13 protein-coding genes are annotated in these 13474 nt (G+C 70.9%); 3 read left to right on the top strand and 10 right to left on the bottom strand.

What is annotated here, in order from left to right; all coding sequences use genetic code 11:
- Positions 1 to 72: 72 nt before the first annotated feature.
- Positions 73 to 255 carry a hypothetical protein gene (locus tag ACIP9H_RS29955; RefSeq protein ID WP_360910379.1) on the top strand — a complete coding sequence of 61 codons (183 nt, stop codon included), beginning with the start codon at positions 73 to 75 and terminating at the stop codon, positions 253 to 255.
- On the opposite strand, the gene ACIP9H_RS29950 is transcribed toward ACIP9H_RS29955, so the two are convergent.
- Positions 252 to 611 (bottom strand): metal-sensitive transcriptional regulator, encoded by a 360-nt coding sequence (locus ACIP9H_RS29950; protein ID WP_401596622.1) that lies wholly within the window; start codon positions 609 to 611, stop codon positions 252 to 254. The two genes, ACIP9H_RS29955 and ACIP9H_RS29950, sit on opposite strands and share 4 nt — an antisense overlap.
- A gap of 198 nt (positions 612 to 809) precedes the next feature.
- Here ACIP9H_RS29950 and ACIP9H_RS29945 point away from each other — a divergent pair, with 198 nt between their 5' ends.
- A complete protein-coding gene (locus ACIP9H_RS29945) occupies positions 810 to 1430 on the top strand; it encodes a DUF47 family protein (RefSeq protein ID WP_360909989.1) in 621 nt (206 codons plus the stop codon).
- Positions 1431 to 1435: 5 nt separating this feature from the next.
- Positions 1436 to 2434 (top strand): anion permease, encoded by a 999-nt coding sequence (locus tag ACIP9H_RS29940; RefSeq protein WP_401596620.1) that lies wholly within the window; start codon positions 1436 to 1438, stop codon positions 2432 to 2434.
- Between the two features lie 125 nt (positions 2435 to 2559).
- Here the strand turns inward: ACIP9H_RS29940 and pstB are convergent, their stop codons facing one another.
- The 9 genes from pstB to ACIP9H_RS29895 all read right to left on the bottom strand — a co-directional run bounded on the left by pstB (position 2560) and on the right by ACIP9H_RS29895 (position 13461).
- A complete protein-coding gene (pstB, locus tag ACIP9H_RS29935; RefSeq protein WP_401596618.1) occupies positions 2560 to 3336 on the bottom strand; it encodes a phosphate ABC transporter ATP-binding protein PstB in 777 nt (258 codons plus the stop codon).
- A 45-nt stretch (positions 3337 to 3381) separates the two neighbouring features.
- Complete coding sequence (gene pstA, locus ACIP9H_RS29930; protein WP_401596615.1) at positions 3382 to 4455, bottom strand: phosphate ABC transporter permease PstA; 1074 nt, start codon at positions 4453 to 4455, stop codon at positions 3382 to 3384.
- A complete protein-coding gene (gene pstC, locus ACIP9H_RS29925) occupies positions 4452 to 5441 on the bottom strand; it encodes a phosphate ABC transporter permease subunit PstC (protein ID WP_401596612.1) in 990 nt (329 codons plus the stop codon). The genes pstA and pstC overlap by 4 nt, the downstream gene beginning before the upstream one ends.
- 105 nt (positions 5442 to 5546) lie before the next feature.
- Positions 5547 to 6698, bottom strand: a complete 1152-nt coding sequence (pstS, locus tag ACIP9H_RS29920; protein WP_401596610.1) for a phosphate ABC transporter substrate-binding protein PstS — start codon at positions 6696 to 6698, stop codon at positions 5547 to 5549.
- 204 nt (positions 6699 to 6902) lie between these two features.
- The gene (locus ACIP9H_RS29915) at positions 6903 to 7328 is read right to left on the bottom strand and encodes an NUDIX hydrolase (RefSeq protein WP_401961820.1); all 426 of its coding nucleotides are present in this window, start codon (positions 7326 to 7328) and stop codon (positions 6903 to 6905) included.
- Between the two features lie 47 nt (positions 7329 to 7375).
- Positions 7376 to 8647: a CHAD domain-containing protein gene (locus ACIP9H_RS29910; protein ID WP_401961818.1), complete on the bottom strand. Its 1272-nt coding sequence runs from the start codon at positions 8645 to 8647 to the stop codon at positions 7376 to 7378.
- Positions 8628 to 10928 (bottom strand): RNA degradosome polyphosphate kinase, encoded by a 2301-nt coding sequence (locus ACIP9H_RS29905; protein ID WP_401596603.1) that lies wholly within the window; start codon positions 10926 to 10928, stop codon positions 8628 to 8630. Before ACIP9H_RS29905 ends, ACIP9H_RS29910 begins: the two co-directional genes overlap by 20 nt.
- A 350-nt stretch (positions 10929 to 11278) precedes the next feature.
- Complete coding sequence (gene mshD / locus ACIP9H_RS29900; RefSeq protein WP_401596600.1) at positions 11279 to 12232, bottom strand: mycothiol synthase; 954 nt, start codon at positions 12230 to 12232, stop codon at positions 11279 to 11281.
- Complete coding sequence (locus ACIP9H_RS29895) at positions 12229 to 13461, bottom strand: MFS transporter (RefSeq protein WP_401596598.1); 1233 nt, start codon at positions 13459 to 13461, stop codon at positions 12229 to 12231. The genes mshD and ACIP9H_RS29895 overlap by 4 nt, the downstream gene beginning before the upstream one ends.
- Positions 13462 to 13474 lie beyond the last annotated feature (13 nt).

Raw genomic sequence — 13474 nt, 5'->3', positions numbered from 1 at the left:
GAAAATGGTCCGTCCGTGTCATGCACGGACCGTGCACCGGTCCCTACGCTGGGCGGGGAGGAGGTGGTGCACGTGGCGATGTGGCTCCTGGACCAGGACGATCAGGTCCACGTGGCCCTCGCGGAGATCGAGTTGTGCTGCGAGCTCATGATCGCCGCCTCGGCGACCGCCGAGGAACGGCTGAGCCCGGAGCGCATCGACGAGGTGCTCGCGGTGGAACCACGCGTTCCCGCGCAGGGCCGTCGGCTCGGCTAGCTCCGCAGCAGCCGGGCTATGGCGGCGGTGGCCTCGGCGACCTTGTCGTCCGCTTCGGGGCCACCCTTCGCGGCGGCGTCGGCGACGCAGTGCCGCAGGTGCTCCTCCAGCAGTTGCAGGGCGAAGGACTGCAGGGCCTTTGTGCCGGCGGACACCTGGGTAAGGATGTCGATGCAGTACACGTCCTGCTCGACCATCCGCTGGAGGCCCCGGATCTGCCCCTCGATACGGCGCAGCCGCTTCAGGTGCTGGTCCCTCTGTTCGGCGTACCCGTGCTGGTGCGCCGGATGCTCCGCGGCACCGGCGGTCCCCGCCTCTTCGTGCGGAGCCGTGTCGCCGGCCTCGGTGACCGTCATGGCGTCCCTCCTGCCCCCGATATACCCCTGCCGGGTATATCGTACCGAATTCGCCTCATTGTGCGAGCGTGCACCGGGAGGAGCCCCGATGGGGACCGTTTGCGACCATGAGCGACACTGTAAGACGCCGGTTAGCCCTGGCCGTGCGATGCGCCTAGCATCAATGCGACCGAAACCGATGTATTCCGAGGACTTCACGTGCGCTTTCGTCTGACCCCAAGGGAGACGAGCTTCTACGACATGTTCGCCGCGTCCGCGGACAACATCGTCACAGGGTCGAAGCTCCTGATGGAACTCCTCGGCGCCGACTCCGCCACGCGCGCGGAGATCGCCGAGCGGATGCGGGCGGCGGAGCACGCGGGGGACGACGCGACCCACGCGATCTTCCACCAGCTGAACTCCTCCTTCATCACGCCCTTCGACCGCGAGGACATCTACTCCCTCGCGTCCTCCCTCGACGACATCATGGACTTCATGGAGGAGGCCGTCGACCTGGTGGTCCTCTACCAGATCGAGGAGCTGCCCCGCGGGGTCGAGCAGCAGATCGAGGTGCTGGCCCGGGCCGCCGAGCTGACCGCCGAGGCGATGCCGCACCTGCGCACGATGGACAACCTCACCGAGTACTGGATCGAGGTCAACCGCCTGGAGAACCAGGCCGACCAGATCCACCGCAAGCTGCTGGCCCACCTCTTCAACGGCAAGTACGACGCGATCGAGGTGCTCAAGCTCAAGCAGATCGTGGACGTCCTGGAAGAGGCGGCGGACGCCTTCGAGCACGTGGCCAACACCGTGGAGACCATCGCGGTCAAGGAGTCCTGAACCAGGTGGAGACCTTCTCTCTGGTCGTGACCATCGGCGTCGCGCTCTTCTTCACGTACACCAACGGCTTCCACGACTCGGCGAACGCCATCGCCACCTCGGTGTCCACCCGGGCGCTGACCCCGCGGGCCGCGCTGGTCATGGCCGCCGTGATGAACCTCGCCGGCGCCTTCCTCGGCACCGGGGTCGCCGAGACCGTCAGCAAAGGCATCATCGAGACCCCGTCCGGCGACTCGGGGATGGGCATCCTCTTCGCCGGGCTGGTCGGCGCCATCGTCTGGAACCTGGTCACCTGGTACTACGGCCTGCCCTCGTCGAGCACCCACGCGCTCTTCGGCGGCCTGGTCGGCGCGGCGCTCGCAGGCGGCACGGGGGTCATCTGGTCCGGCGTGGTCGACAAGGTCGTCCTGCCGATGTTCCTGTCGCCGGTCATCGGCCTGATCGTCGGCTACCTGTTCATGCTGGCCATCATGTGGATCTTCCGGAAGGCCAACCCCAACAAGGCCAAGCGCGGCTTCCGGATCGCGCAGACCGTGTCGGCGGCGGGCATGGCACTCGGCCACGGACTCCAGGACGCGCAGAAGACCATGGGCGTGGTGGTGCTCGCCCTGACCATCGCCGACGTGCAGAAGCAGGGCGACGGCATCCCGGTCTGGGTGAAGATCGTCTGCGCCCTCATGCTGTCGCTCGGCACGTACGCGGGCGGCTGGCGCATCATGCGGACCCTGGGCCGCAAGATCATCGAACTGGACCCGCCGCAGGGCTTCGCCGCGGAGACCACGGCGGCGTCGATCCTCTACACCACGGCCTACATCTTCAAGGCGCCGATCTCCACGACCCATGTCATCACCTCCGCCATCATGGGCGTCGGTGCGACGAAGCGGCTCAACGCGGTCCGCTGGGGCGTCGCCAAGAACATCGTCGCCGGCTGGTTCATCACCATGCCGGCCGCGGCACTGGTGGCCGCGGCCACCTACGGCGTCGTGCACTTCGCCTTCGCCTGAGCCCCCTTCCGCTCCGTCCCGCGCACGCAACAAGGGCCCGCCCCCCGGAGGGAGCGGGCCCTTCGCCTTGCGGTGGCACCGCCATGCAGCACCGCAGGACGGTTCTCGGGCTTCGGCCGGTCGGCTCAGCCGAAGCGGCCGGAGATGTAGTCCTCGGTCGCCTGGACGGAGGGGTTGGAGAAGATGCGCTCGGTGTCGTCGATCTCGATGAGCTTGCCGGGCTGGCCGACCGCCGACAGGTTGAAGAAGGCGGTGCGGTCCGAGACGCGCGCGGCCTGCTGCATGTTGTGGGTGACGATGACGATGGTGAAGCGCTCCTTGAGCTCACCGATCAGGTCCTCGATGGCGAGGGTGGAGATCGGGTCGAGCGCGGAGCACGGCTCGTCCATCAGCAGCACCTCGGGCTCGACCGCGATGGCGCGGGCGATGCACAGACGCTGCTGCTGACCGCCGGAGAGGCCGGAACCCGGCTTGTTCAGGCGGTCCTTGACCTCGTTCCACAGGTTGGCGCCGCGCAGGGACTTCTCGACGATGGTGTCGAGGTCGCCCTTGCGCTTGACGCCGTTGAGCTTGAGGCCCGCCGCGACGTTGTCGTAGACGGACATCGTCGGGAAGGGGTTCGGGCGCTGGAAGACCATGCCGACCGTGCGGCGCACGGAGACCGGGTCCACGCCCGCGCCGTACAGGTTCTCGTCGTCCAGCAGCACCTTGCCCTCGACGCGGCCACCGGGGGTGACCTCGTGCATGCGGTTCAGGGTGCGCAGGAAGGTGGACTTGCCGCAGCCGGAGGGGCCGATGAAGGCCGTCACCGTGCGCGGCTCGATGTTCATCGAGATGTCGTCGATCGCCTTGAATCCGCCGTAGTAGGCGGAGAGGCCGCTGACGTCGATTCGCTTGGCCATGGTGGTGTTGCTCTCAATCCTTGGAAGTCGCTGATGTAGGCCGCGTCAGCGACCGGTCTTCGGGGCCTTCCAGCGGGCGATGCCGCGGGCCACGATGTTCAGGATCATGATGAAGGCGATCAGCACGAGTGCCGCCGCCCACGCCCGGTCGTAGCTGGGCTCGTTGCCGTTCTGGTACTGCTGGAAGATGTAGAACGGGAGCGAGGCCTGCGGGCCGTTGAACGGGTCGTTGTTGATCAGGTTGTTGCCGAAGACCAACAGGGCGATGGGGGCGCTCTCACCGGCGATACGGGCGACGGCGAGCATGACGCCCGTCGTGATGCCGCCGATCGCGGTGGGGACGACCACCTTCACAATGGTGCGCCACTTCGGCACACCGAGGGCGAGGGACGCCTCGCGCAGCTCGTTCGGGACGAGCTTGAGCATCTCCTCGGTGGACCGGACGACGACGGGCATCATCAGGATGGCGAGCGCCATGGAGCCGGCGAAGCCCGAGGGACCGAAGCCCAGCAGCAGGTTCCAGGTCGAGAGGATGAACAGACCGGCGACGATCGACGGGATACCCGTCATGACGTCGACGAAGAAGGTGACGGCCGTGGCCAGGCGGCCCTTGCCGTACTCCACCAGGTAGATCGCGGTCAGCATGCCGATCGGGGCGGCGATGGCGGTGGCGATGCCGACCTGCTCCAGCGTGCCGATGATGGCGTGGTAGACGCCGCCGCCGGTGCCGATGGTGAGCACGCCGTTCATCGAGTGCGACAGGAAGTCGCCGTTGAGGACCTTGATGCCCTTGCTGATCGTGGTGGCGAGCAGCGAGTAGAGCGGCAGTGCGGCCACGATGAACGCGGCCCAGATCATGCTGGTGGCGACGCGGTCCTTGGCCTGGCGGCGGCCTTCGACCTGCGCGGTGATCGCGTAGGTGCCCGCGACGAACAGCACGACGGCGATCAGGCCCCACTGGATCTTGCTGTCCAGGCCGCCGACGACACCGATGAGGATGCCGAGGACCAGGGCGCCCACGGCGATGGCCGCCGGTGCCCAGCGGGGCAGTCGGCGCTGGGCCAGGGCCCGGCGCGGCACGGAGGAGGCCGGCCGCTTGTCCGTTACTGCGTGGCTCATGCGTTGGCCCCCGAGTATTCCTTGCGCCGGGCGATGATCGCGCGGGCGGCGCCGTTGACCAGCAGGGTGATGACGAAGAGCACGAGACCGGAGGCGATCAGGGCGTCGCGGCCGAACTCGTTGGCCTCGCCGAACTTGGCGACGATGTTCTGGGAGAACGTGCCGCCGACCGGGTCGAGGATGTGCGCCGACAGGATCGGGGAGGCGGACAGCACCGTGGCCACGGCCATGGTCTCGCCGAGCGCGCGGCCGAGGCCGAGCATCGAGGCGCTGATGATGCCGGAGCGCGCGAAGGGCAGCACCGACATCCGGATGGTCTCCCAGCGCGTGGCGCCGAGGGCCAGGGCGGCTTCCTCGTGCATCCGCGGGACCTGGCGGAAGACCTCGCGGCTGACGTTGGTGATGATCGGCAGGATCATGATCGCCAGCAGGATGCCGACGGTGAAGATCGAGCGGGCCGCGCCCTGCGGGTCCTCCTTCTCGAAGATCACCGTCCAGCCGAGGTACTCGCTCAGCCACATGTTCAGCCCGGTCAGGTGCGGCACCAGGAACAGGGCGCCCCACAGGCCGTAGATGATGCTGGGTACGGCGGCGAGCAGGTCGATGATGTACGAGACGGGCGAGGCGAGGCGGCGCGGCGCGTAGTGCGAGATGAACAGCGCGATGCCGACCGCGATCGGGACCGCGATGAGCATCGCGATGATCGAGCTGACGATCGTGCCGTAGGCCAGGACCGCGATGCCGAAGACCGGCGGGGTGGCGCTGGCGTTCCACTCGAAGGTGGTGAGGAAGTTGCCCTGGTCCTTGGAGATCGCGTTGATCGCGCGGATCGTGAGGAAGATCGCGATCGCTGCCATGATCACCAGCAGCAGGATGCCGGAGCCACGGGAGAGGCCCGAGAAGATCTTGTCACCAACGCGCGTGACAGTGCCCCCGGCCTTCTTGGCTGCCGGTGGCGGAGTAGGGGTCTGTGCAGTTATGGCCATCGGTTTTTTCTCCGGTCTGGGTGGGGGATGGCTCCCCCGGCGGCGGTGCACCGGAAGTGCGGACAGGCCCCGCGACCGCGGTCACGGGGCCTGTCCGCGCGGGGATCAGGCGAGGGCGGCCACGGCGGAGCGGACCTTGGTGGCGATCTCGGCGGGCAGCGGCGCGTAGCCGGCGTCCGACAGGATGGCCTGGCCCTCCTCGCTGGCGGTGTAGCCCAGGAAGGACTTCACCAGCGGCAGCGTCTCGGCCTTGTTGCCCTTGTCGCAGGCGATCTCGTAGGTCACCAGGACGATCGGGTAGGCGTTGTCGGCCTTGGTGACGTACGCGTTGCTCATGTCCAGGGACAGGTCGGCACCGGTGCCGACGACCTTCGCCTGCGCGATGCCGGCGGAGGCGTTGGCCGCGCTGGCCTCGACCGGAGCGGAGGCGCCGGTGTTGATCTTGACCGTCTTGATGTCGTTGGCGGTCGCGTAGGAGAGCTCGAAGTAACCGATCGAGCCGTTGACCTGCTTGACCTGGGCGGCGACACCCGAGGACTTGGCGGCGGACTGGCCACCCTTGCCGGCCCACGCCTTGGCGTGGTCGTACGGCCACGCGTCCTTGGCGGCACCGTTGAAGTACTTGGTCAGGTTGTCCGTGGTGCCGGACTCGTCCTGACGGTGGAAGGACTGGATCTTGGTGCTGGGGAGCTTGGCGTCGGGGTTGAGCGCCTTGATCGCCTTGTCGTCCCAGGTGGTGATCTTCGAGTCGAAGATCTTCGCCAGGGTGGGGGCGTCCAGGACCAGGTTGTCCACGCCGGCCAGGTTGTAACCGATGGCGATGGGGCCACCGACCATCGGGATGCTGATGCCCGTGCCGGTCTTGCAGACCTTCTTCGAGCCCTCGATCTCCTCCGGCTTCAGCGGCGAGTCGGAGCCCGCGAAGCTGTCCGTGCCGTTGTTGAAGTCGATGATGCCCTCACCGGAGGAGGACGCCTTGTAGTTGATCTGCGCGCCGTTGCAGGCCTGCATGTAGTTCTTGACCCAGGCGTCCATGGCGTTCTGCTGGGCAGAGGAGCCGGAAGCGAGGAGCTGGCCGCCGTTGTCGGCACACTTGATGCTGCTGGAGGACGACGCCCCGGCGGAGGCGCTGCTGCCGCTGCTGGCCGTGTCGTCGTTGTTGTTGTCCGAGCCGCACGCAGTGAGGACGAGGGCGCCCGAAACCGCGACCGCGCCGACGGCCAGGGCGCGGAGCCCGCTCTTACGCTGAAGCTTCACCTTCGGTGATTCCTTCCTGAAGCCCGCCGGTGGACGGCGAAGCAGAGGTATGGATTTCTGCATCCACCCGGCAGCTGTTCGCTCACCGGTACGGCCGAAATTAGGCAGATCAGATGACACGGCCGAAGGGGCAGGGTGAACGCAAGGTGAACCTCGCATATCAGTGCGGTATGCCCCTGTGACCGGGGACACGTCATAACCCGTCTATTGTCCTTCGGCCGGGTTCCGCAGGAAGGCGTCGACCACCGGGAGATCACGCTCATGAGTGAGGCGGTGACGTGCCGCGACCGGTGGCAGCCAGATCATCCGGTCCACCTCGCGGTTCGCGACGAAGGCACCCGCGCCCGCCTCCGCGGCCCAGTAGCGGACCACCTTGGGGCGCCCGTCCACGGCGTACATCGACGACGGCAGCGGCACCCCGAGCACGCAGTCGAGGCCCGTCTCCTCCTTGACCTCGCGGCGGGCGCCGTCCACCGCCGTCTCGCCGCGCTTGAGCTTGCCCTTGGGGAGCGACCAGTCGTCGTACTTGGGCCGGTGGACGAGCGCGATCTCCAGGCCGCCGTCCACCGGGGAGCGGCGCCACAGGACAGCCCCCGCGGCCAGGATCGGCGTGTCGGCGGTGGCGGTCATGGCGGCGCTCCCTTCGTGTCGCGACGCGGCGCGGACGCGGGTCGTGGCTAACGGCTCCACAGGTGGGCGAAGGCGTAGCGGGCGGCCTCGACCTCCAGGCGCTGGTCGGCGTGGAGGACGCCCAGCGCGTAGGCCGTCGCCGGGGCGATCCGCGGGGTGCGTGCCGCGGCCGTGACGGCCGCCGCCGCGTCCGCGGCCTCGCGGTGCTGCTCCAGCACCCGGGCCGCCGCGGCGAACCGGGCGGTGGGGTCCGTGTCGTCGTACGGCAGGACCTCCTGCGCGTAGCGGCGCAGCCGCAGCAGCACACGGACCCGGTTCCACGGCGCGTCCTGACGCTCGGACACCTGCTCCGTGGCCAGGGCGCCGTAGAGCGCGTCGGCGTTGTACGGGTGCCGGGCGCGGGCCAGCGCGAGATCCGCGGCGGCCTCGTTCAGCCGGGTGTGCGCCTGCTCGGCCAGCAACGGCAGTACGGCCTCGGCGGGTTCGTGCGCCGCGGAGGTCAGCGGCACCTCGGAGGCGAGCAGCGCCACCGCGTCGACCACGGCGTGGAAGCGGGAGGAACCCACCGCCTGGAGGGCCGCGGAGTGCGCGCGGGTCCGGGCCAGGGTGAGCTGCCGCTCCAGCAGGGCGCCGGCGCGGGCGGCGCCCACGGCCAGCGGGCCCGTGCCGGTCCCGCGTTCGGCGGCGGCGGGGGAGGGCGCGGGGGTGCGCCGCCCGGTCGCGGCGCGGGCCGCACCGGCCAGGGCCTCGGTGCCCTCGACGGCGCGTGCCGGGGTCTCGCGGAGGGCTTCCGCGGTGCCGGCGCCGTTCCTGCGGTCGGCGGGGGCCGGCTCGGCCGCGGTCCCGGGGCGGTTCGCGGCGGGGCCCTCGCCCGGCGCCGGGAGCCACAGCCCCAGATCGTCGTCGGCCTGCCCGGCCGCGCCCGCTCCGGCGGCGTCCTCCGCGGAGGCGAGTCGCTGCAGCGCGGTGATCAGCCGGGTCAGGCGCGCCGCGTACTGGTGCTCGCGGCCCAGGGTGCCCGACAGCCAGCCGAGTTCGGCCCGCAGCGGCTCCGCCCAGGCCGGGTCGGTCAGCGACCCGTACGTGTGCAGCGCACCGGCGATGCGGCGCGCGGAGCGGCGCATGAGCCGGCCAGCCTCGGCGCTGTCGTCCTGAGGGCGGCCGGGCTCGCCCTCGCGTGCGGTCAGGGCGCGCAGGAAGCCGGTGGCCTGGTCGCGCAAGTACTGTTCGAGCACGGTGCCGGCGTCACGGCCGGGGAGCCCGTCGGCGGTGAGGCCGACGGGCGTCTCTGCCGCCGTGTCAGGGTGTCGCTGGGCCACGCCGGCGCCTCCGCGCGTCGATGAGCATCTCCTGGATATGGGGCAGCGGACGCCCTTCGGCGTCGGTGCTGTGCCGGGTCCACTCCCCGTCGGGGCCGAGCCACCAGGACGAGGTCTCGTCCGATGTGCCGGTCTCCAGCAAGCGGTTCAGGGAGGCGCAGTGCGCGGCGTCGGAGACCCGGACCAGCGCCTCGATCCGGCGGTCGAGGTTGCGGTGCATCATGTCGGCGCTGCCGAGCCACACCTGCGGGTCGCCGCCGTTGGCGAAGATGAAGACCCGGGAGTGTTCGAGGAAGCGGCCGAGCACGCTGCGCACGCGGATGTTCTCCGACAGGCCCGGGACGCCGGGGCGCACCGCACAGATGCCGCGCACCCAGATGTCGACGGGCACGCCCGCCATGGAGGCCTGGTAGAGGGCGTCGATGACCGCCTCGTCGACGATCGAGTTGACCTTGATGCGGATGTAGGCCGGGCGGCCCTCGCGGTGCTTGGCGATCTCGCCGAGGATGCGCTCTATCAACCCGTCGCGCAGGCTGCGCGGCGCCACCAGCAGCCGGTTGTAGGACTCGCGGCGCGAGTAGCCGGACAGCCGGTTGAACAGGTGGGAGAGGTCCGCGCCGACCTGCGGGTCCGCGGTGAGCAGGCCCAGGTCCTCGTAGAGCCGCGCCGTCTTGGGGTGGTAGTTGCCCGTGCCGACGTGGCTGTAGCGCCGCAGGTTCTCGCCCTCCTGGCGGACCACCAGCGACAGCTTGCAGTGCGTCTTCAGTCCGACCAGGCCGTAGACGACATGGCACCCGGCCTCTTCCAGCTTGCGGGCCCACTTGATGTTGGCCTGCTCGTCGAAGCGCGCCTTGATCTCGACGAGCACCAGCACCTGCTTGCCGGCCTCGGCGGCGTCGATCAGGGCGTCCACGATCGGCGAGTCGCCGGAGGTGCGGTAGAGCGTCTGCTTGATCGCCAGTACGTCGGGGTCCTGGGCGGCCTGCTCCAGGAAGCGCTGCACGGAGGTGGAGAAGGAGTTGTACGGGTGGTGGAGCAGCACGTCGCGCTCGCGCAGTGCCGCGAAGACGTCGGTGGCGTGCGCGGACTCGACCTCCGCCAGGTCCGGGTGGGTGCCGCCGACGAACTTCGGGTACTTCAGCTCCGGCCGGTCCTGGCCCGCGACGGCGAACAGCCCGGTCAGGTCGAGCGGGCCGGGCAGCGGGTAGACCTCCGCATCCGCGATGTTCAGCTCCTGGACCAGGGTGTCCAGCGCCTTGGTGGAGATCGACTCCTCGACCTCCAGGCGGACCGGCGGGCCGAAGCGGCGGCGCAGCAGTTCCTTCTCCAGGGCCTGGAGGAGGTTCTCGGTGTCGTCCTCCTCCACCTCCAGGTCCTCGTTCCGGGTCACCCGGAACATGTGGTGGTCGAGCACCTCCATGCCCGGGAACAGCTCTTCCAGATGCGCGGCGATGACGTCCTCGAGCGGGACGAAGCGCTGCGGGCCGGCCTCCAGGAAGCGGGACAGGATCGGCGGGACCTTGACACGGGCGAAGTGGTCGTGGCCGGACACCGGGTTCCGCACGGTGACGGCCAGGTTCAGGGACAGGCCGGAGATGTACGGGAACGGGTGCGCCGGGTCGACGGCCAGCGGGGTCAGCACCGGGAAGATCTTGTTGCGGAAGAGCGTGAACAGCCGCGCCTGCTCCTGCTCGGTGAGGTCGCTCCACCGGATGATGTGGATGTCCTCCGCGGCCAGTTGCGGGGCCACCTCGTTCTGGAAGCAGGCGGCGTGCCGGGCCATGAGCTCACGGGAGCGGGTCAGGATGTTGTCCAGCACCCGGCTGGGCGACAGGCCGGAGGACGAGCGCTGGGCCACTCCGGTGGTGATGCGGCGCTTCAGGCCGGCGACCCGGACCATGAAGAACTCGTCCAGGTTGCTCGCGAAGATCGCGAGGAAGTTGGCGCGCTCCAGCAGCGGCGTCGCGGGGTCCTCGGCGAGCTCCAGCACGCGCTCGTTGAAGGCCAGCCAGCTCTGCTCGCGGTCCAGGAAGCGGTCCGCGGGAAGCTCGGGGTGCTCCGGCGCGGCCTTCTCCAGGACGGTCCCCACCCCGGCGGCCCTGCCGCCCTCGTCGGACGTCCGCTGCCGGGCGTCCATGCGGGTGATCTCGGGGTGCAGCGGCGGCACCACGTGCGGCCGGCCGTACGCGGGAGAGGCGTCGGACTCGGAGGACGCGTGAGCGGCGCTCTCGGAACCGGACCGGTCGGTCCCCGCGTTGGTGGGGTGTTTCATCGAGGCCATGGATGCGAGCCCTCCTCCGGTTCCGGCACGTCGTTCACGTGGACGGCGGCGCACGGAACCCGACCGCCGGCCATGCCCCCATTGTCCCCGGACCTGGCGCATACCGGCAGGTCGGGGAGGGTACGGGAGCGTGCGGCGGGCGGCTGCATTCAGTGATGCTTGCAAGCGAGTCTGAATCACCGGTAACGGTCAGGTGGCGGTAAGGGAAGCGCCGTCCGTACCGGCCGTGACCGGGTCATCGTTCCCGAGGGGTGCCCGGGGGCCCGGCGGGGAGCCGGACCGCCGCCCCTCCCGTCCCGCCGGCACGGGGCGGAGGCCCGCCCCTTCGCCCCGCTTTGTCCTCCGCCCGTTCAGCTCTCCGTGCGGTACATCAGGTCGACCTCGTGGGTGGTGAAGCCGAGGCGCTCGTAGACGGCGACGGCGGGCGCGTTGTCGGCGTCCACGTAGAGCATCGCGGTGGGCAGCGCGCGGTCCCGCGCGAGGTGGCGGAGCCCGATCAGGGTGAGGGCGCGGCCGAGGCCCCCGCCCTGCTCGTCGGGGTGGATGCCGAGGACGTAGACCTCGCCCAGGCCCTGCTGGGCGTGGACCTTGGTCCAGTGGAAGCCGGCGAGCCGGTCGCCGCGGAAGGCCAGGAAGAAACCGGCGGGGTCGAACCAGGGCTCGGCCTTGCGGTCGTCGAGGTCGCGCTGGGTCAGGCTGCCCTGTTCGGGGTGGTGGGCGAAGGCCGCGGCGTTGACCGCGAGCCACGCGGCGTCGTCCTGGCCGGGGACGAAGGGGCGCACCGTGACGCCCTCCGGCAGCACCGGCTCGGCCAGCGGCGGGCCGTCCGCGCCCTCCGCGGCGCCGTCCAGCGGGCGGCGCATCTGGCGCAGCTCGCGGAAGAGGGAGAGGCCGAGCAGCCCGGCCAGGTGCCGCGCGGCGGGGTGGCCGCCGTGCGCCCACACCCGCAGCCGCTTGCCGGAGGCGGCGAGCAGCGCGTGCCCGAGGGCGCGGCCGTGGCCGCGGAGCCGGTGGTCGGGGTGGATGACCATCTCGGCGGCGGGGGCCTCGACGGGGTCGGTGTCCTCCAACTGCGCGTAGCCGACCAGGGTGCCGTCGGCCTCGACCAGCAGGTGGCGGACGCCCTCGCGGGCACCGCCGCGCAGATGGATGCGGCCCTGCTCGGAGACCGCGGCCTGGCCGTCGGACTCCGTCGCGTCCTCGATCAGCGCCAGTACCGCGTCGGCCGTCTGCGGTGTCAACTCGGTCACCGTGTCGATCCGGCGGGGGCCCACCGCGGTCTGCTGCGCTGCTGCGTCGGTCATGGAACTGAGCTTACGACCGCTCGCCGCCGCGGGGACTCCACCGGGACGACCATCGCCGCGCCGCACGCCACGGCCGCGGCGGCGGCCAGGGCGGGCCAGTAGCCGGTGGCGGAGATCACGGCCGCGCTGAGCGGCGGGACGACGGCGGCGGTGAGGTTCTGGCCGGTGTTGTGGACGCCGAGGGCGCGGCCCGACCAGGCCGGTCCGGCGCGTTCCGCGGTGGCGGTGAAGGACAGGCCGTTGGTGCTGGCCGTGATGCCGACCGCCAGCACCAGCGCGACGGCGGTCAGGGGCGAGGGGAAGGCCGCGGTGAACGCGGCGGCGGCGACCACGGCCGCGGTGACCACGGCCAGTTGCCGCATCGGGCGCAGCCGGCTGCCGGCCCGGTCCGACCAGCGGCCCGCGGCGATGCGGGTGGCCGCGCCCAGCACCTGCGCCGCGGCTATCAGCCGGCCCGCGTCCACCGCGGACCAGCCGCGGGTGTCGACGAGCAGGACGAGCGCGAACGCGCCCGCCGTGAACTGCGGTACGACCAGCAGGGCGCCGGCGCCGTGGATCCGCCACAGCACTGATGAGCCGCGGTAGGGGTTGGCGGCGGGTTCCGCCGCCGTGCCGGTCCCCTCGGGGCGCGCCGGGTCGGCGGCCAGGACGGCGACGGCCGCGGCGATGAGCGCGCACACCGCGGCCAGGAAGCCGAAGGCGCCGCCGATGCCGTGCGCGGCGGCGAGGGGCGGCATGGTCAGCGCGGCCACGCCCATGCCGAGCGGGGTGGAGGTCTGCCGGATGCCCATGGCCAGGCCGCGTTCCCCGGCGGTGAACCAGCCCATGACCAGGCGCCCGCTCGCGGAGTACACCGAGGCGGCCGCCGCTCCGGCGAGGACGAGCAGCGCCCCGAGCGCGACGGTGCCCCCGCCGGCGGCCGTCACGGCGCAGGTGACTGCCAGCAGCACGCCGGCACCGCCCAGTCCGGTGGCGATGACGACCCGCTCGCCGTGGCGGTCGGCGAGCGCTCCCCAGGCGACGAGGGCGGCCACCAGGCCTACGGTGGGACAGGCGATGAGCAGGCCGACGCGGGGCAGCGACAGATGCCCGGAGTCGCGCAGCGCGGCGGCCAGATAGGGGATTCCGTAGACGAAAGCGCAGGCGGCGGTCTGTGCCGCGGTGCCCAGGGCCAGCATCAGCCAGCGGCGGCGCATGGCGTGCACCTCCTCGGTCGGTGGTGCGCGCAACTATGCTCTTCGA

Origin of the sequence: Streptomyces sp. NPDC088732 (assembly GCF_044751205.1) — a bacterium.
GTDB lineage: Bacteria > Actinomycetota > Actinomycetes > Streptomycetales > Streptomycetaceae > Actinacidiphila.
Note: the sequence above shows the minus strand (reverse complement) of the source record. Positions and strands in the feature narration are given on the sequence as shown.

Coding starts and splice junctions, on each gene's coding strand:
- ACIP9H_RS29950 (WP_401596622.1), bottom strand. CDS start 611: ATGACGGTCACCGAGGCCGGCGACACGGCTCCGCACGAAGAGGCGGGG.
- pstB (WP_401596618.1), bottom strand. CDS start 3,336: ATGGCCAAGCGAATCGACGTCAGCGGCCTCTCCGCCTACTACGGCGGA.
- pstA (WP_401596615.1), bottom strand. CDS start 4,455: ATGAGCCACGCAGTAACGGACAAGCGGCCGGCCTCCTCCGTGCCGCGC.
- pstC (WP_401596612.1), bottom strand. CDS start 5,441: ATGGCCATAACTGCACAGACCCCTACTCCGCCACCGGCAGCCAAGAAG.
- ACIP9H_RS29915 (WP_401961820.1), bottom strand. CDS start 7,328: ATGACCGCCACCGCCGACACGCCGATCCTGGCCGCGGGGGCTGTCCTG.
- ACIP9H_RS29905 (WP_401596603.1), bottom strand. CDS start 10,928: ATGGCCTCGATGAAACACCCCACCAACGCGGGGACCGACCGGTCCGGT.
- mshD (WP_401596600.1), bottom strand. CDS start 12,232: ATGACCGACGCAGCAGCGCAGCAGACCGCGGTGGGCCCCCGCCGGATC.